Below are 17,360 nucleotides of genomic sequence, written 5' to 3'. Positions count from 1 at the left end.
CGCACGTCAGCACGTCGGAGCCGGTGAAACCGCAGGACACGAACCACGCGTTAATGGCCGTTAACAGTCGTTGGGCCGCAACAAAACCACCGCGAACGGACGTGAACACCAGGAAGGCAATCCTTGTCCCTCGAACTCGAACGCCGTGACCGGCCCGCCACGGTCCGCTTGGGCGCACGCAACGGCGCTCCGGTGCTCCGGGGTACCGCCATCGTCTACAACTCGCCCTCTGTCGATCTGGGCGGTTTCCGTGAGGTCATCTCGCCCGGTGCCGTCCGCGCGTCGCTCGACTCGGGCCGGATCGTCGCCACGTTCAACCACAACGCGGACACCCCGCTGGCGAGGCAGGGCGCGGGACTGCGCCTGGTCGAAGATCGCGACGGCGTGCACTACACAATCACGCTTCCCGACACCCAGGCCAGCCGCGATGTGGGCGAGTTGGTTCGCACGGGCGTACTCGCGGGCTCCTCGTTCACGTTCCACTCGGCGCAGGAGCGGTGGACCCGGGACGCGGAGGGCAACCACCTGCGCACCTTGACCGGCCTCACCGTGGTGGAACTCGGCCCCGTACTCACTCCCGCGTATCCCGAAACCACGGTCGCTATGCGCAGCCTCGCTCACGTCAGACGGGAACGACAAGACGCTCCGTTGGTTTACCTGCTGTAAAGAAAGCACAACTGGACCCTCCACACGGCACCGTTCGTGTGGAGGGTCTTTTTGTGTGCCGCGCCGGATTGGTTACACCCGGTCGTGCCGCAGGTGCGCTACCGTATGGGCATGGACTTCCTAAAAGTCGCGGGTAAGACGATTCAACGAGCGTCCATCGAAGAGGAAGACTTGTTGAATCAGCCGCCGGCGTTTCGGGGCGAGTTCGACTACGCCACTGCACGTATCGAGGGGGGTGACCAGTCGGAGGTTGCAGGAGAAGGGTCATTGTCAGTGGTCGTGGTCTCCGCGGTTGATCTGTCGAACTCCCGCCTCGCTCCCATCGGGCTTTCTGATGTGCGTTTCGAAAACGTGAATCTCTCCAATGCGGTGATGTCGGAGACCTCCGCGCGGCGGACGGAATTTCTTCGCTCTCAAGCAATCGGTCTGCGGATCGACTTTGCCCAAGCCGCGGACTTGTACGCGGAGGACTGTCGTTTTGATTATGCGGCGATTCGGTTCGAGCGTGTGAAGAACGCGGTTGTGTTCCGCCGCTGTTCCTTCCGTGAGACTGCGATCAGCGGTGATCTTTCCAATGTGGTCTTCGACGACTGTGAGATGGATCAGGTGGAGTTTGACGCTACTCGCGCCAGCGGATGTGATTTCACATCCTCGCGCTTGATCGGGGTTCGTGGCCTTCTTACGCTGCGAGGCGCGCGGATTGACGCCGATCAGGCCGGCACTTTGGGAACTCAGTTCGCGTCAGAGGCTGGCCTGACCGTGGTCACTTAGCGCTACTTGTTCTTCCAGTCATCCCACGTGGGGCGGTTGTCAAACCCGCCACCCCCGGTGACGTTGTCCCACGTGGGATCGTTGTTGAATGAATTGACTCTCACGGAGGAGTCTCCCGCCGTGACCAGCAGAGCCGTAAATCCCGCGCTACGCAGTCGAATCCGCTCCGCTAACGGTGTCTGGCTGAACAACCCGCAACACTCCTTCTAGTAATGCCATCTTGCCGTTACGGCAGTAGTCGGTCTCTGTCCCATCCATTCGGCCGTGTTCAAAGTGCCGGTTAGCCGGGTGACCACCTCCGCAGAAATCGAAGTAAGGACACGTGTTCCTGCACGCGTCCACGCCGGACATGAATTCGGCTACCCAAGGCACATCAGCCGCACGCGAGATGATCTCGTCTAGCGAGGCATCCAGTACGTTTCCGCTTGAGAAACTTCCTCGTGCGTTACCGAATCCGGCTAGCTCTGGCGAGATGAGCGTTACCGAACCGTCGTGGGCAACGGTGGGCAACGGATCAATAAAGGGTGGTCGTCGGCTCGCGTGATCCTGATCATTTAGAACCGCTTCAACATAAGCGAGCGTCCGTCCTAGCTCTCTCAGACGGATGGCCGGGTTCTCTCCCCATGCCGCCATCAATTCCGCCCAGAAACCGATCACGCTTTCCTGGTCGTGGGCGTTGGTCGTGGCGTTGACGCCTTCCTGTTCTTCAATGTTGACGCCGAGTTCCGAGATTCCACTTTCAGCGGCGAAGCTGTAGAGCCTGCGGGCACGTTCGGGTGTCGGGTCCGATACGACCGCGATTGCGTAGACCTCATGACCGTGAGCGATGAGCCGGTCAATCCCCTGCATCACCTTTTTGTAGGCTGGCGCTCCTTTTCGATCCACACGGTTGGCGTTGTCGGACGGTCCGCCGTCGATACTGACGCCCACGTACATGTCTCGTTCGGCGAAGAATTCGCACCACGCATCATCTACCAGCGTGGCGTTTGTCTGGACACCGTGCTTGACGTCAAGGTCGTTGAAAGCGTCCATTAGCCGCCCGAGGTAAGCGCGGCCAGTCGCCAGCGGCTCCCCACCGTGCCAGCACACGTCAACTGTGGTGTAGGCCGTCCAGGGCCGGACAGACTCGGCTACTGCCCGCGCCACTTCAACGGACATCCTGTTGCGCTTGTGTCGGAACGGCAGGTAGCAGTAACTACAGTCGAGATTGCATAACGTCTCGGGCTGGAGAATCACCGACCTCGGTCGAACAAACAGATCCCGTGTCAGCACTGGTCATTTCCCCCTCGCGTGTCCATCGTGCTTGGGCGCGTCATTTCCGTAGGCGCTGGAAGATGCGTAGGTCGCGGAGCGTGGGCCAGATCAGATAACCAAACGCCAAGACGATTGAGGACCACAAGGCGCAAACGATGACGAATTCGGCGGTATTCATGAGAGTCGATCACCCGATGCCGAAACGATCTGAGGCCAGCCGAGGACTTCCTTTGCCACGTCTCGGGCGTGCCCCTCTGTGCGCTCCTTGGGCTGACCTCCGACGAGTCGAACGGCGCTGGCTTGGTCAGCCCCGTAGACACGGATCAGATCCTGAATGTCCCACCGCAACCGGACGAATCCCAGCTCTTCGGGTTGGGTCGGATTGTCGCCGTAGGGGACCGCGATGAACCCGTTCCGTAGGAGCTGCTGTAGCGCAACCATCGTGTTGATGTGCTCTTGCTCTGCCTTCTGAACGTCGTCGCTGCTCAAGGTTACCTCCTAGGCCCGGTGGTACGGCCACCCCTCGCCCGGCGCGCGTTCTGGAGGTCTCACGGACAAGGGGTGACCTACCGTTGTTCCTACCGGTCGCACTCCGCGTTTATGCTGATCAGCGCGTTTACAAAGGTTGACAACGCGGACCGGGGAGCAGGCGTGTCGGAACTGAGTGACGCTCTCAGGGCAGCGCGCGAGGCTGCCGGATTCAGCCTGTCCCGGATGGCTCAGCTCACCCACTACAGCAAGCCCTACCTGAGTTTGATCGAGACAGGGAAGCGCCGACCACTCCCGGAAGTCGTTGCGGCGTATGAACAAGCGCTAGGCGTGCCGATCGGTGGTGACGCGGTACGACGTGCCCATGAGTGGCTTGTCTCGGACTCTCCAACGGCCGTACAGCGTCGATCCGGTCGCAGAGTGGGTGAAAGTCTGGCGGACGCCCTAGACGCTCGTGTGGTCGAACTGAGGCACCTTGACGACGTGGTTGGGAGCGCGGACCTGCTGCCCGCTGTGCGGCAAGAGCTAGAAGAGGCGCAATCGTTGGTACGTAACGGTTCCTACGTCGAACCGATCGGCCGGAGGCTGCTCACTGCTACCGGGGAGCTTGCCCAACTCGCCGGGTGGGTGGCATCGGACGCGGGTAGGTACGCGGATGCCCAACGGCTGTACCTCGGCGGTGTGTCTGCGGCTGAGGAAGCGGGCAACGATTCCCTTGCCGCACAACTGTTTTCGTCGCTGAGCTACCAGATCGCCAACGTGGCTGACCCGCGTGACGCGCTGCTCCTGGCGCGTACGGCGGTCACGGGAGCCCGAAGGGCTACGCCCGTCGTCCGGACGCTGCTGTTGGAACGGGTGGCATGGGCAAGCGCCAAGACCAAGGACCGTGACGGCACGCTCTGCGCGCTGGACGCGGTAGACGACACATACGAACAGAGGTCCACCGGTATCGAAGAACCTGAGTGGGTTTATTGGCTCAACAGAGCCGAAATCGACGTCATGGCCGGACGTTGCATGATCCAGCTAGGTGCACCCGACAAGGCCGAACCGTTGCTGTCCGGCGCGGTCGCCACCTACCCCGAGGGACACTCGCGAGAGGTGGCCCTCTACCTCTCCTGGCTTGCCGAGTCGTACGCCCGTACAGGCGCACTGGACGCCGCGACAGCGACTCTGGAGCGCGCTAGGGGGTACGCGGCCCGGATGCCATCCACGCGCACAGACGATCGGTTCGACGCCGTTGAGAAGCTGCTTCCACCTCGGTGATCCGACGGTCACTCAGGGCATGAGCTGTGCGGCAACCGTCGCGCCGAGTTCCCAACACGCGCGAAGGTCTTCCTTCGTCGGTTCACCGGTCACGCTGACGTTGGGGGTCACCTTCTCCCACGACAACCCCGTAGTGATCGACTCAATCCCGCGAACCGCCCCCGTGGTGTCGTTGTTGCCGTGCACGTACAGGCCGTAAGGGCGTCCGCGCGTGGCGTCGAGGCAGGGGTAGTAGGAGAGGTCAAAGAACACCTTCAGCGCGCCGCTCATCATCCCCAGGTTCGCGGGGGTGCCGAGGATGTAGCCGTCAGCTTCGAGGGCGTCGGACACCGTGGCTGCCAGAGCGGGGCGGCGTACCACCTCGACGCCCTGGATCTCCGGATCGGTCGCGCCGGCTACGACCGCCTCGAACATCGCTTGCAGGTTCGGCGACGGCGTGTGGTGGACGATCAGCAGCTTCGACACTCAGTCAGGCTTCCCCACCGTCGAGTGCGGCGCAACGTTGGTAGAGTGGGCGACGTGCAGGTGGCCGAAATAACGGGCACCACCGCATCATCGCCTGTGGTTTAGGAGAGGTCACGGGGTGAGCCGACTGATGCGGTAGGGAGTTGGGACGAACCTGTACGTAGTGCTGAGAACTGAACGTGGCTCCGCAACAATCGCCCTCCGTGCTCACCGGTGGGCCTGGTTGTCGTGGGGTGTCATGTCAGTCTGGTGGGTCGCTGCGGTCGTCGTGACGACGACGCTGTCCGGTCTCGTCGCCAAGTGGATGGCGTTGCGCTTCCTGCACCGCGTCTACGAGCGCGGCGGTGCGGAAGACCTCAAGGTCGCTGCTGAGGCGTTGCGTCGAACCCGGTCCTGGACTGTCGCCGAGAAACTTGCAGGTGGCAGGCGTGCGATCACGCGTCGTGGTGAGCAGCAGGCCGAGTGAACGCTACTTCTTCGCGTTGACCCCGCTGATGTACCCGATGTTGGCGGGCGTGCCGAGCAGGTAGCCGTCGGCTTCCAGCACGTCCGTCACGGTCGCGCCCAACGCGGGCCGGCGGACCACCTCGACGCCCTCGATCTCCGGATCCGTCGCCCCGCTCAGGACCGCCTCGAACAGCTCCTGCATGGCGGGCGACGGCGTGTGGTGGACGATCAGCAGGCGGGGCACACCGGTCAGGTTGCCGGGCACCCGGTGAACGCGCAAGCTCGGTAGCATCGGGCTTCGGGTGAGGTCCGGTGGTGGCGCGTCATCCGAGGAATTCGCAGGTCAGAGGCTTCGGCGGGTGGCCGGGTCACGGGCCGGGCGGCAGTCGTAGGAAGATCGACAAAAGGGGCACGGCAACCGGTGTGGTCCCCGCACGTCCTCAGTAGTAGTGACCGGGAGGGAGTCATGGACACTCGCAGCATCGCCACGATCAAGCGGAACCGGCGGATCACCTGGGGGGCCGGGGTCGGCATCGGGGTCGGGCTCATCGGCCTGCCGCTGGTCTTCATCGCGTTGTGGCCGGGGGCCGACCACAGCCCGTGGGACGTCAACACGATGATCCTGGCGACCGGTGTGGCGCTGTGCACGATCAGCTACATCGCGGGCCGGATCTCGGTGGCCGCCGTGACCCAGAACCGGCAGCGGCCGGTGAGCCCGCCGACCAGGCGTCCTTACCTGGTGGCGGGCGGTGCGCTCGTCGTCGCCGTGCTGTGCCTGCTGATCGCTATGGCGTCGTGAGCAGGTCCGACACCTGAGCCCGCAGTTCGGTCAACCGGCCTTGCGCGCGTACGCGGGCGGCAGGCAGGTCGTCGGACACCGGTTCCACGACCTCCAGGTACGCCTTGAGCTTCGGCTCCGTCCCGGACGGCCGCACGACCACCCGCACGCCTTCCTTCGTGAGCCGGACGACGTCGGCCTCGGGAAGCAGGTCCTCGAACGCGAAGCCCTCGGGCGGCTGGGCGCGCAACCGGGCCATCAACGCCCCGATCCGGCTCAAGTCGGTGAACCGCAGCGAGACCTGGTCGGTCAGGTGCAGGCCGTGGTCGACGGCGAGCTGGTCCAGCGCGTCCAGGAGGGAGCGGCCGGACGCCTTCAGCCCGGCCGCCAGGTCGCACGCCACCACGGCCGCCGAGATGCCGTCCTTGTCGTTCACGTACTCCGGGTCGACGCAGTTGCCCAACGCCTCCTCGTACGCGAACACCAAACCCTCGCCCGCGCGCACCAGCCACTTGAACCCGGTCAACGTCTCCGCGTAACGCGCCCCGTGCGCCGCCGCGATCGACTTCAACAACGAAGACGACACGATCGTGGTGGCCACCAACGGATCCGCACTGTCCACAGTGGACAGCACGAGCGACCCGAGCAGCACGCCGGTCTCGTCGCCGCGCAGCATCCGCCACGACCCGTCCCGCTCCCGAACGCCCAGCGCACACCGGTCCGCGTCGGGGTCGAGCGCGATCGCCAGGTCGGCCGATTCGGCCGCCGCCAGCTCCAACACCCGGTCCGCCGCACCCGGCTCCTCCGGGTTCGGGAACGCCACCGTCGGGAAGTCCGGGTCCGGCATGGCCTGCTCCCGCACCACCCGCACGTCGGTGAACCCGGCCCGCCACAACGCCTCGACCGCCGTCGCCCCGCCGACACCGTGCATCGGCGTCAACACCACCCGCAGGTCACGCGACAAACCACTCGGGAGCGAAGCGACCCGCTCCAGGTACTCGTCCACCTCCGCGTCCGACACCGGCAGGTAGTCGTCCGACAACGGCACCGACACGGCGGCGGGCACACCCCGGATCGCCGCCTCGATCTCCCGGTCCTCCGGCGGCACGATCTGCCCACCACCCGCCAGGTACAGCTTGTAGCCGTTGTCCGCGGGCGGGTTGTGCGACGCGGTGATCTGCACGCCCGCCACCGCGTTGTGGCGCTTGACCAGGAACGCCAACACCGGCGTCGGCAACGGCCCCGGCAGCACCCGCACGGTGAAACCCGCACCCGCCAGCACACCGGCCGCCGCCTCGGCGAAGTCCTCCGACCCGTGCCGCGCGTCCCGGCCGACGAACACCGTGCCGACGTGCCCGTGCGCCTTGAGCCACGCGGCGAGCCCGGCCGTGGTGCGGATGACCACGGCCCGGTTCATCCCGTTCGGCCCGGCCCGCACGGGACCGCGCAACCCCGCCGTGCCGAACGTCAACGGCCCCGCCATCCGGTCGGCCAACTCCTCGGCGGCGGAGGCGTCCCCGCCCATCGCGCGCGCCAGGACGGTCTGCAACTCCAGCCGCGTCCCCGCGTCGGGGTCGTCGGCGATCCAGCGGAACGCCGCGTCGCGCAACGCCGGGGTCAGGCTGTTGTTCATCGAACCTCCGCTGCAGAGGAATACGTCGGTTCTTAAGCCCGGTCCACCAGCTCGCGCAGCAGCGCGCCCATCCGGCTCGCCGCCGCCTGGCCCGCCTCCAGCACCTCTTCGTGGTTGAGCGGCTCACCGGTGATGCCCGCGGCCAGGTTCGTCACCAGCGACAGGCCGAACACCTCCACGCCCTCCGCGCGCGCCGCGATGGCCTCCAGCACGGTGGACATGCCGACCAGGTCCGCGCCGACCGTGCGCAGCATCCGGATCTCGGCGGGCGTCTCGAAGTGCGGCCCCGGCAGACCCGCGTAGACGCCTTCCTCCAGCGACGAGTCGATCTCCCGCGCGAGCTTGCGCAGGCGCGGCGAGTACAGGTCGGTGAGGTCCACGAACCGTGCGCCGACCAGCGGGGACGACGCGGTCAGGTTCAGGTGGTCGCTGATCAGCACCGGCTGGCCGACCGACATGCCCTCGCGCAACCCGCCGGCCGCGTTGGTCAGCACCACCGTGCCGACGCCCGCCGCGGCGGCGGTGCGCACGCCGTGCACGACCTTGGCCACGCCCTTGCCCTCGTAGCCGTGCGTCCGGCCGAGCATCACCAGCACGTTCTTGTCACCGACGGGCACCGACCGGACGGTGCCGCCGTGGCCGACGGCGGTGGGCGCCTCGAACCCGGGCAGCTCACCCATGGGCACCTCGGCAGCGGGCTCGCCGATCAAGTCGGCGGCCGGCCGCCAACCCGAACCGAGGACCACGGCGATGTCGTGCTTGGCCACCCCGGTCCGCTCGGCCAGCGCCTTGGCCGCGTCGGTGGCCAAGGCCTCGGGCGTGGTGTTCTCACTGATAGCGGTCACGGCCGCGAGCCTAATATCCGCCACCGCGCGTTGCCGCAGCCCCGCTGCCCGCTCTTCCGGCAATGAGGTCGGCACCACATGGCGCACGGAGTTGCCGAACCGTGCGCGTTGCCCGCACTGGTGCGGCCGGGTAGCTACTGCGATGGGGCAAGCTTGGCGGGTGGAGCAGTCCGGCGTGGCATTCGACCGATCGACAGTCCAGCAGGCTGCCCGTGATCTGTACGTCAACACTTCGCCGTCCCCGAGCCCCGGCCTGGCGACGCTGGTTGTGCCGGAGGAAGTGACGCACCCGATCCGAGGCCGGGACGACCTGCTCGCGGAGCTGGCGGCGGCCGTTGACCTGGGCGGTCAGGTCGTCGTCCTGCACGGCAACGGCGGTCACGGCAAGACGACCGTGGCGGTGCAGTTCGCGCGCCAGGCGGGCGTCGAGGTCTGGTGGGTCGACGCGAGCAGCGCGACGAACGTCACCGAAGGCCTCCGCGAGGTGGCATTGCGCGCGGGTGCGGACGAGCAGGCCGCCCGAAACGCTTGGTCAGGCGCGAGTTCGGCGCCGGAGGTGCTGTGGCGGGCCTTGGACACCCGCACGAACCCCTGGCTGCTGATCCTGGACAACGCCGACGACCCGCAGGTCCTCGCGCCCAACGGTGAACGCGTCGCCACTGGACGCGGCTGGCTGCGCACACCGAGATCCACCGGGACGGTGCTGATCACCAGCCGCGACGGCCGCCGGTTGGAGTGGGGCGATCGCACGTTCATCACGGTCGACGTGCTCAATGCCGAGGACGCGGCGGCGGTACTGCTCGACTTGGCACCCTGCGCGGGTGCCGAGGCGGATGCCCGTGACCTGGCCGAACTGCTGGGTGGCCTGCCGTTGGCCCTCTACCTCGCGGGGCACTACCTGCGCTCCACCAGTCAGGCGGTCCGGCTGCCGGGCACCGTCCAGCCCCGGACGTTCGCCGAGTACAGCCAAGCGCTTGCGGACGGCGCTGAACTGGGCGAACACAAAACGTTGGCGCAAACCTGGGAGCTGTCGCTCGACCTGCTGGCGAAGCGCGGTCAACCACTGGCCCGTCCGCTGCTGAGGCTGCTGTCCAACTTCGCGCCCGCACCGGTCCCGGTAGAACTGCTGGACGCCGCAGTGCTCGCGGACTCCGACGTGTTCGCCGGGATCACTGCCCAGCAGCTCACCTTCCTGGTGGAGGACCTGCGCAGCCTCGGACTGATCGACTACCAGGCGAACGCGCTTGTACTCCACCCTTTGGTGCGTGACGCCAACCTGCGTCAAGCCTCAGGTTACGACGACGTGCGCCTGGAAATGCTTACCAAGGTTGTCTTGGGCCGGGATCCACGTGACCCGCGGACATGGCCTCTGTGGCCCGCGCTCCTGCCGCACTGCGCCCAACTCTCCGGCTCTGCTCTGCTGCGCGCTTTTCTGTGACTGCGCGGGCTGACTAATCCTTCACGCTGAACGTGTTCGCGATGGTGTTGAACAGCCGGTCCCGGCCCATTTCCTCCTGTTCCGTCGGCACGACGACTTCCACCACCCACAGGTCGGCCCCACGCGGCAGCACGCGTGAATACCGGCTGCGTCGCAGGTCAGAGCCTGGATCCGGGACACCGCGCGCGAGTTCGGTGGCACGCTCCACGGTCCGGTAGCTGAACTGCACAGCGGCCTCCGACCCACCCGGCGGCAGGACGTCGGTCGCCTCCTGCGCCTCGCCGAAGTACTGCCCCGCCGCCCACCGCGACCGCACCAGCCCGATGTAGTCCCTGATCGTGTTCCGCTGCTCGTAGTAGCCCGGGAACCGCTGCACCGTCACCTCGTACAACCCGGTCGGCGCGACGAGGTGCACGACCGTGCTCGGCCCGAGCCCGTTGTTGGTCCGCTGCTCCAGGAAACTGGTCCAGTCCGGCCCCACCTCGATCGTGAACTCCGCACCCTGCTCACCGTTCGCCGTGGCAGCCGACGCGGTGATGGGGTGCAGTGACTGCGTGTCGGTGATCGCGGGCAGGGTCGGGGTGCTCTGCGTTGGCGGCGGCAGCAGCGGTGCGCCGGCCACAGTCCTGGTCAACGCGAACCCAGACACGCTGCCGATCGCGAACAGCACCACCGCCGACAACGCCACCAGCACGCTCACCACCGGACGACCGCGCAGCTCACGGGTCGGCGCGTCGGCCACCGCGAACGGCAGGGGGCCGGGATCGGCGGCCAACGGGGTGTCCGGCGGGATCGGTCGCTTGACCAGCGGCGGGCGGGCGATCTCCACCACCGGCCTGGTGGGCGCCGACGCCGGGAACACATCGGTCCCCACCTCGGGCAGCAGCGGCCGGACCAACCGGCGCACCTCGGCCAACGTCATCCGCTCGTCGGGCGCCTTGGTCATCAGCCCCGCGACCACCGGCTCCAACGCACCGCAAGCCGCCGCCGACGGCACGTCGCCGTGCACCACCTGGTTGATCGTCTGGAGCACGTTCGCGCCCTCGTACGGCTGCTGCCCCGTCATCGCCGCGAACAGCGTCGCACCCAACGACCACTGGTCCGCCGCGAACGACACCGCCGCACCCGCCGCCACCTCGGGCGCGATGAACGCGGGCGTCCCCAACGTGATCCCGCGGCTGGTCAGGGTGGCTTCGGCGACGTTGCGGGCGATGCCGAAATCGGTCAGCTTCACCCGGCCGTCGTCGGCGACCAGCACGTTCCCCGGCTTCACGTCCCGGTGCGTGATCCCAGCCCGGTGCGCGGCCTCCAGCGCCGCGGCCACCGCGTCCGCCACGACCGCGCCCTGCACGTCGGTCAACGGCCCGCGCTGCCGCACCACCTCCGCCAACGACGACGACGGCACCAGCTCCATCACCACGTACGGATCACCGTCGACCTGCACCACGTCGTACAGCGTCACCAGGTTCGGGTGCGCGAGCGCCGCCGCCGAACGGGCTTCGCGGAGCGTGCGTTCCCGAAGCAGTTCGGCTTCGACGTCCGGGGTGCCGGGCGGGCGCAGGATCTCCTTCACCGCGACGTCCCGTCGCAGGACTTCGTCGTGCGCGGCCCACACGGTGCCCATCGAGCCGCGCCCCAGGACGTGCCGCAGGCGGTAACGACCGGCAATGAGGCGGTCATGGTCGGTAACTGGGCGCTCTTCCTGCACTCCGCCATCATCCACCAGCGTGGAAGACTGGGATCTGCATCGTTCACGGCGGTGAACCTCACATAGCCGCCGTCCTACTCGTGAGTAACACTGCGGAGCATGATGGAGCCGTCAGGAGAGTTGGCGCTGGCAGCCGAGTTCCCCACCCCTGACCGCGAGCAGTGGCTTGAGCTGGTCCGGGGCGTGCTGCGGAAGTCGGGCGCGGACTTCGGGTCGCTGATCACCACCACCTACGACGGCATCGACGTGCAGCCGCTCTACACCTCGGCTGACCAGGTGCCGGACGCCGGTTTCCCGGGCCTGGCCCCGTTCACCCGCGGTGGTCGCCCGCAGGGCGCGGTCGAGGGCTGGGACGTGCGCCAGCAGCACCGGGTCGCGGACCGCAACGCGGTGATGGCCGACCTGGAGAACGGCGTCACGTCGTTGTGGCTGAAGGGCCTCGACCCGACCACCTACGACGACGTGCTGGCCGACGTCTACCTGGACCTCGCGCCGGTCGTGGTCGACGGGGGCGCGGACTTCCTCGAAGCCGGCCGCGCCATGCTGCGGGTCTGGGACCGGCGGCCGGTGCTGGCGAGCGAGGTGCGGGGCAACGTCGGCGCTGATCCTCTCGGTGTCCAGGCGCGCACGGGGCAGCCGGCCGACTTCAAGGCGTTGACCGAGCTGCTGGGCAAGGCCCGTGAGTTCCCCGAGCTGCGCGTGGTCGTGGTGGACGGCCTGCCGTTCCACGAGGCCGGCGGCTCGGACGCGCAGGAACTGGGCGCGTCCCTCGCGGCCGGTGTCGCGTACCTGCGGCACCTGACCGAGGCGGGGCTGAGCGTCGCGGAAGCCGCGCGGCTGCTGGAGTTCCGGTACGCGGCGACGGCCGACCAGTTCCTCACCATCGCCAAGTTCCGGGCCGCACGGCGGCTGTGGGCGCGGGTCACCGAGGTCGCCGGAGCGCCGAGCGCGCAGCTCCAGCACGCGGTGACGTCGCCCGCGATGATGACCCGCCGCGACCCGTGGGTGAACATGCTGCGCACCACCCTGGCGTGCTTCGGCGCGGGCCTCGGCGGCGCGGACGCGGTGACCGTGCTGCCGTTCGACGCGGCGATCGGCCTGTCCGACGACTTCTCCCGGCGCATCGCCCGCAACACCCAGTCGCTGCTGCTGGAGGAGTCGAAGCTGGCCGGCGTGATCGACCCGGCGGGCGGCTCCTGGTACGTGGAACGCCTCACCGACGACCTCGCGCACGCCGCGTGGGCGTGGTTCCGGGAGATCGAGGCCGCGGGCGGGCTGCCGAAGGCGTTCGACCTCGTCGCGGACCGGATCGCGGTCACCTGGGAGAACCGCCGGGCGAACCTGGCCGACCGGTCCGACGCGATCACCGGCGTCAGCGAGTTCCCGAACCCCGGCGAGCAGCCGGTGGTCCGGCAGCCGGCTCCCGAGGAGCCGAGTGGCGGCCTGCCGCGCATCCGGTACGCCCAGGACTACGAGGCGCTGCGGGACGCGGCCGACGCGAGCCCGGAGCGTCCCAAGGTGTTCCTGGCCACCCTCGGCCCGGTCGCCGCGCACACCGCGCGGGCCACGTTCGCGGCGAACCTGTTCCAGGCGGGCGGGATCGAGACGCCGAACGCCGGTCCCACCAAGACGGTCGAGGACGTGGTCGAGCGGTTCCGCGAGAGCGGCGCCCGGATCGCGTGCCTGTGCGGCAGCGAGACGAGCTACGCCGAGCTGGCCGCGCCCGTCGCCGAAGCACTCAGAGCCGCCGGCGCCGAGCGCATCCTGTTGGCGGGCAAGAAGTCCAGCGCCAGTCCTTTTGGGCAGGACATCGACGAGTACGTGTTCACCGGCTGCCCGGCACTAGAGGTGCTGGAGCACACGTTCGAGGCTCTTGGAGTCCAGCGATGATCCCGAACTTCGCCGAGGTCGACCTCGGGGAGCCCACGACCGCCACCGCCGCGCAGTGGCAAGCCGCGCTCCAGGAGGCGACCGGCAAGGGCGCGGACGCGCTGATGTGGGAGACGCCGGAAGGCATCGGCGTCAAACCCGTCTACACGGCCGCGGACACCGAGGGCCTCGACTTCCTGGAGACCTACCCCGGCATCGCGCCGTTCCTGCGCGGCCCGTACCCGACGATGTACGTCAACCAGCCGTGGACCATCCGGCAGTACGCCGGGTTCTCCACCGCCGAGGAGTCCAACGCCTTCTACCGCCGCAACCTCGCGGCCGGTCAGAAGGGCCTCTCGGTCGCGTTCGACCTGGCCACCCACCGCGGCTACGACTCCGACCACCCGCGGGTGGCCGGCGACGTGGGCATGGCGGGCGTGGCCATCGACTCGATCTACGACATGCGCCAGCTGTTCGACGGCATCCCGCTGGACAAGATGAGCGTGTCGATGACCATGAACGGCGCGGTGCTGCCGATCCTGGCGCTGTACGTGGTGGCGGCCGAGGAGCAGGGGATGGCGCCCGAGCAGCTCGCCGGGACCATCCAGAACGACATCCTCAAGGAGTTCATGGTCCGCAACACCTACATCTACCCGCCGAAGCCGTCGATGCGGATCATCTCCGACATCTTCGCGTTCACCTCGCAGCGGATGCCGAAGTTCAACTCCATCTCGATCTCCGGCTACCACATGCAGGAAGCCGGCGCGACGGCCGACCTGGAGCTGGCGTACACGCTCGCGGACGGCGTGGAGTACCTGCGCGCGGGCCGTGACGCGGGGATGGACGTCGACGCGTTCGCGCCCCGGCTGTCGTTCTTCTGGGCGGTCGGGATGAACTTCTTCATGGAGGTCGCCAAGCTGCGCGCGGCCCGCCTGCTGTGGGCGAAGCTGGTCAAGGGCTTCGACCCGAAGAACCCGAAGTCCCTGTCGTTGCGCACGCACTGCCAGACGTCCGGCTGGTCGCTCACCGCGCAGGACGTGTTCAACAACGTCGCCCGCACGTGCGTCGAGGCGATGGCCGCGACCCAGGGGCACACGCAGTCGTTGCACACCAACGCGTTGGACGAGGCGCTGGCGCTGCCCACGGACTTCTCCGCGCGCATCGCCCGAAACACCCAGCTGCTGCTCCAGCAGGAGTCGGGCACCACGCGGGTGATCGACCCGTGGGGCGGCAGCGCGTTCGTGGAACGCCTCACCCACGACCTGGCGCACCGCGCGTGGGCGCACATCACCGAGGTCGAGGCCGCGGGCGGGATGGCGCAGGCCATCGACGCGGGCATCCCGAAGCTGCGCATCGAGGAGGCCGCCGCGCGCACCCAGGCGCGCATCGACTCCGGTCGGCAGCCGGTGATCGGCGTGAACAAGTACCAGGTGGAGTTCGACGAGCACATCGACGTGCTCAAGGTGGACAACGCCGGTGTGCGCGCGCAGCAGCTGGCGAAACTGGCCCGGTTGCGCGAGGAACGCGACCAGTCCGGTGTGGACGCGGCGCTGGACGCGTTGACCAACGCCGCCGGTTCGGACGGCAACCTGCTGGAGCTGGCCATCAACGCCGCCCGCGCCAAGGCGACCGTCGGCGAGATCTCCGAGGCGCTGGGCAAGGTGTGGGGCAGGCACTCCGCGCAGATCCGCACGATCACCGGCGTGTACCGGGAGGAGGCCGGATCCGTGTCCAACGTGGAAGCCACCCGTGAGGTGGTGGAGGCGTTCGCCGAGGCGGAAGGCCGCCGTCCGCGCATCCTGGTCGCCAAGATGGGCCAGGACGGGCACGACCGCGGCCAGAAGGTGATCGCGACCGCGTTCGCCGACCTCGGCTTCGACGTGGACGTCGGCCCGCTGTTCCAGACCCCGGACGAGGTCGCCCGCCAGGCCGTCGAGGCCGACGTGCACATCGTCGGGGTGTCGTCGCTGGCCGCCGGTCACCTCACGCTGGTGCCCGCGCTGCGCTCGGCGCTGGCCGAGCTGGGCCGCGAGGACATCATGATCGTGGTCGGCGGCGTGATCCCGCCGCAGGACTTCGACGCGCTGCGCGAGGCGGGCGCGGCGGCGATCTTCCCGCCCGGCACGGTCATCGCCGACGCGGCCGGTGACCTGCTGCGCAAGCTCGCCGAGCAGCTGGGCCACGGCGAACTCGCGGACCAGCCGGGACACGATGGCTAGGCGGATCGACGTGGGCGAGTACGCCAAGGGCGTGCTCGCCGGCAACCGGGGCACGCTGGCGCGCGCGATCACGCTGGTCGAGTCGACGCGGGCGGACCACCGGGCGCTGGCGCAGGAGCTGCTGGTCGAGCTGCTGCCGCACTCGGGGAACGCGCACCGCGTCGGCATCACCGGCGTGCCCGGCGTCGGCAAGTCGACGTTCATCGACGCGTTCGGCTCGATGCTGACCGCCCAGGGCCACCGGGTGGCGGTGCTGGCCGTCGACCCGTCCTCCACCCGCACCGGCGGCTCGATCCTGGGCGACAAGACCCGGATGGCCCGGCTCGCGGTCGACCCGGCGGCGTTCATCCGGCCGTCCCCGACCTCCGGCACGCTCGGCGGTGTGACGAAGGCCACTCGCGAGTCGATCGTGCTGGTCGAGGCCGCCGGCTACGACGTGGTGCTGGTCGAGACGGTCGGCGTCGGCCAGTCCGAGGTCGCGGTGGCGAACATGACCGACTGCTCGCTGTTCCTGACCCTCGCCCGCACCGGCGACCAGCTCCAGGGCATCAAGAAGGGCGTGCTGGAGCTGGCCGACGTGATCGCGGTCAACAAGGCCGACGGCCCGCACGAGGTGGACGCCCGCAAGGCGGCCCGCGAACTGGCCGGCGCGCTGCGGCTGCTGCGCCCGCCCAACGCCGTGTGGCACCCGCCCGTGCTGACGTGCAGCGGGCTGGACGGCTCCGGGCTCGACACCGTGTGGGAGCAGATCGGCAAGCACCGGGCGGCCCTGGAGGAGGCCGGTGAGCTGGCCGAACGGCGGCGTCGCCAACAGGTCGACTGGACCTGGACCATGGTGAACGACCAGCTGCTGACCAGCCTGCGTTCGGCACCCGCCGTGCGCGCCCTCGTGCCCGAGGTGGAACGGCAGGTGCGCGAGGGTGAGCTGACCGCCACGCTGGCCGCCGAACGCATCCTGGCGGCGTTCCACGAGGGCCGGCGCGAAACGTGAACGCCCCACGTCGTTCACACGATGTCAACGCTCACCGGTTTGGCTGACCTCTGACAGTGGTATCCGCGATAGGGGGTAGCTAGGCTTGGCGACCATGTGGCGATCTGTGCTCGCGGTGTGCCTGTTAGTACTGGCCGGTGCCCTCACCGTGGCAGGCACAGGGACCGCCGTGACGACATCGCCGCAGATCGCGGCCGCGCAGACCGAGTCCCTGGCGCCCGGCGGCACGATCGACCCCGCCCCCGAGATCAACGCGCCGCAGCAGGAACCGGCACCCGCCACGAGCGCCGAGACCCGCAGGAAGTTGTGGATCGGCGGTATCGCGGTGCTGTTGTTCGCCCTCGTTTACTGGCGCAACAAGAAGCGGTGGACGAAGTGGCGGGCCGGCCGCAAGGCGGGGTGACTCCCACGTAGTGGGAGCTTCAAGGCGGTATATGGTCGCCTTTTAGCGTGGCCTGCGCAGACTTGATCGGTCTGACCGAAATTCGAGCACCGCTTGGCGCATCCTCGTGACCGGTTGCCGG

Annotated in this window: 17 protein-coding genes and 1 pseudogene; 10 read left to right on the top strand and 8 right to left on the bottom strand. The window is 68.3% G+C overall.

Going from position 1 to position 17,360, the window contains the following annotated elements:
- The first annotated feature begins 123 nt into the window (after positions 1-123).
- Positions 124-666: an HK97 family phage prohead protease gene (locus FM051_RS17825; protein ID WP_158844415.1), complete on the top strand. Its 543-nt coding sequence runs from the start codon at positions 124-126 to the stop codon at positions 664-666.
- A 111-nt stretch (positions 667-777) separates the two neighbouring features.
- Positions 778-1,437: a pentapeptide repeat-containing protein gene (locus tag FM051_RS17820; protein WP_158844413.1), complete on the top strand. Its 660-nt coding sequence runs from the start codon at positions 778-780 to the stop codon at positions 1,435-1,437.
- Between the two features lie 2 nt (positions 1,438-1,439).
- On the opposite strand, the gene amcA is transcribed toward FM051_RS17820, so the two are convergent.
- The 3 genes from amcA to FM051_RS17810 form a co-directional block, all read right to left on the bottom strand.
- Complete coding sequence (gene amcA / locus FM051_RS53990; RefSeq protein ID WP_376775353.1) at positions 1,440-1,541, bottom strand: multiple cyclophane-containing RiPP AmcA; 102 nt, start codon at positions 1,539-1,541, stop codon at positions 1,440-1,442.
- 43 nt (positions 1,542-1,584) lie between these two features.
- Complete coding sequence (gene amcB / locus FM051_RS17815; protein ID WP_274383640.1) at positions 1,585-2,673, bottom strand: cyclophane-forming radical SAM peptide maturase AmcB; 1,089 nt, start codon at positions 2,671-2,673, stop codon at positions 1,585-1,587.
- Between the two features lie 192 nt (positions 2,674-2,865).
- Complete coding sequence (locus FM051_RS17810) at positions 2,866-3,180, bottom strand: hypothetical protein (RefSeq protein WP_158844409.1); 315 nt, start codon at positions 3,178-3,180, stop codon at positions 2,866-2,868.
- A 162-nt stretch (positions 3,181-3,342) separates the two neighbouring features.
- Here FM051_RS17810 and FM051_RS17805 point away from each other — a divergent pair, with 162 nt between their 5' ends.
- Positions 3,343-4,443 carry a helix-turn-helix domain-containing protein gene (locus FM051_RS17805; RefSeq protein WP_238412464.1) on the top strand — a complete coding sequence of 367 codons (1,101 nt, stop codon included), beginning with the start codon at positions 3,343-3,345 and terminating at the stop codon, positions 4,441-4,443.
- Between the two features lie 12 nt (positions 4,444-4,455).
- On the opposite strand, the gene FM051_RS17800 is transcribed toward FM051_RS17805, so the two are convergent.
- Entirely contained in the window at positions 4,456-4,908 is a 453-nt protein-coding gene (locus FM051_RS17800) for a flavodoxin family protein (RefSeq protein WP_158844405.1), read from the bottom strand.
- A 238-nt stretch (positions 4,909-5,146) separates the two neighbouring features.
- Here FM051_RS17800 and FM051_RS17795 point away from each other — a divergent pair, with 238 nt between their 5' ends.
- Positions 5,147-5,374, top strand: a complete 228-nt coding sequence (locus FM051_RS17795; protein ID WP_158844403.1) for a hypothetical protein — start codon at positions 5,147-5,149, stop codon at positions 5,372-5,374.
- A 21-nt stretch (positions 5,375-5,395) separates the two neighbouring features.
- Here the strand turns inward: FM051_RS17795 and FM051_RS17790 are convergent.
- Positions 5,396-5,599 (bottom strand): annotated as a pseudogene (locus FM051_RS17790) (flavodoxin family protein); the annotation flags it as partial.
- Between the two features lie 222 nt (positions 5,600-5,821).
- Here FM051_RS17790 and FM051_RS17785 point away from each other — a divergent pair.
- Positions 5,822-6,154, top strand: coding sequence for a hypothetical protein (locus FM051_RS17785; RefSeq protein WP_158844401.1), 333 nt, complete (start codon positions 5,822-5,824; stop codon positions 6,152-6,154).
- Here the strand turns inward: FM051_RS17785 and FM051_RS17780 are convergent.
- Positions 6,141-7,766, bottom strand: a complete 1,626-nt coding sequence (locus tag FM051_RS17780; RefSeq protein WP_158844399.1) for a phospho-sugar mutase — start codon at positions 7,764-7,766, stop codon at positions 6,141-6,143. The two genes, FM051_RS17785 and FM051_RS17780, sit on opposite strands and share 14 nt — an antisense overlap.
- Positions 7,767-7,798: 32 nt before the next feature.
- The gene (locus tag FM051_RS17775) at positions 7,799-8,611 is read right to left on the bottom strand and encodes a purine-nucleoside phosphorylase (RefSeq protein ID WP_158844397.1); all 813 of its coding nucleotides are present in this window, start codon (positions 8,609-8,611) and stop codon (positions 7,799-7,801) included.
- On the opposite strand from FM051_RS17775, the gene FM051_RS17770 reads away from it, so the two are divergent.
- A complete protein-coding gene (locus tag FM051_RS17770) occupies positions 8,586-10,049 on the top strand; it encodes an AAA family ATPase (protein ID WP_158844395.1) in 1,464 nt (487 codons plus the stop codon). The two genes, FM051_RS17775 and FM051_RS17770, sit on opposite strands and share 26 nt — an antisense overlap.
- A gap of 13 nt (positions 10,050-10,062) precedes the next feature.
- Here FM051_RS17770 and FM051_RS17765 read toward each other — a convergent pair whose 3' ends face one another.
- Positions 10,063-11,757: a serine/threonine-protein kinase gene (locus tag FM051_RS17765; RefSeq protein WP_274383617.1), complete on the bottom strand. Its 1,695-nt coding sequence runs from the start codon at positions 11,755-11,757 to the stop codon at positions 10,063-10,065.
- 102 nt (positions 11,758-11,859) lie between these two features.
- Between FM051_RS17765 and FM051_RS17760 the strand changes: the two genes are divergently transcribed.
- The 4 genes from FM051_RS17760 (at position 11,860) to FM051_RS17745 (ending at position 17,239) form a co-directional block, all read left to right on the top strand.
- On the top strand, positions 11,860-13,647 hold the full coding sequence (locus FM051_RS17760) for a methylmalonyl-CoA mutase family protein (protein ID WP_158845295.1): 1,788 nt from the start codon (positions 11,860-11,862) through the stop codon (positions 13,645-13,647).
- Entirely contained in the window at positions 13,644-15,845 is a 2,202-nt protein-coding gene (gene scpA, locus FM051_RS17755; RefSeq protein ID WP_158844391.1) for a methylmalonyl-CoA mutase, read from the top strand. The genes FM051_RS17760 and scpA overlap by 4 nt, the downstream gene beginning before the upstream one ends.
- Positions 15,838-16,836: a methylmalonyl Co-A mutase-associated GTPase MeaB gene (gene meaB, locus FM051_RS17750; protein WP_158844389.1), complete on the top strand. Its 999-nt coding sequence runs from the start codon at positions 15,838-15,840 to the stop codon at positions 16,834-16,836. The genes scpA and meaB overlap by 8 nt, the downstream gene beginning before the upstream one ends.
- Positions 16,837-16,930: 94 nt before the next feature.
- Positions 16,931-17,239, top strand: coding sequence for a hypothetical protein (locus tag FM051_RS17745; RefSeq protein ID WP_158844387.1), 309 nt, complete (start codon positions 16,931-16,933; stop codon positions 17,237-17,239).
- Positions 17,240-17,360 lie beyond the last annotated feature (121 nt).

The organism is Saccharothrix deserti (genome assembly GCF_009769385.1).
GTDB classification, from domain to species: domain Bacteria; phylum Actinomycetota; class Actinomycetes; order Mycobacteriales; family Pseudonocardiaceae; genus Actinosynnema; species Actinosynnema deserti.
This window is presented reverse-complemented; position numbering and strand designations above follow the sequence as displayed.

Bases quoted from the DNA above. Each gene is read 5' to 3' on its own strand.
- FM051_RS17745 (WP_158844387.1), top strand. From the start codon at position 16,931: ATGTGGCGATCTGTGCTCGCGGTGTGCCTGTTAGTACTGGCCGGTGCC.
- FM051_RS17820 (WP_158844413.1), top strand. From the start codon at position 778: ATGGACTTCCTAAAAGTCGCGGGTAAGACGATTCAACGAGCGTCCATC.
- FM051_RS17785 (WP_158844401.1), top strand. From the start codon at position 5,822: ATGGACACTCGCAGCATCGCCACGATCAAGCGGAACCGGCGGATCACC.
- FM051_RS17780 (WP_158844399.1), bottom strand. From the start codon at position 7,766: ATGAACAACAGCCTGACCCCGGCGTTGCGCGACGCGGCGTTCCGCTGG.
- scpA (WP_158844391.1), top strand. From the start codon at position 13,644: ATGATCCCGAACTTCGCCGAGGTCGACCTCGGGGAGCCCACGACCGCC.
- FM051_RS17795 (WP_158844403.1), top strand. From the start codon at position 5,147: ATGTCAGTCTGGTGGGTCGCTGCGGTCGTCGTGACGACGACGCTGTCC.
- FM051_RS17760 (WP_158845295.1), top strand. From the start codon at position 11,860: ATGGAGCCGTCAGGAGAGTTGGCGCTGGCAGCCGAGTTCCCCACCCCT.
- meaB (WP_158844389.1), top strand. From the start codon at position 15,838: ATGGCTAGGCGGATCGACGTGGGCGAGTACGCCAAGGGCGTGCTCGCC.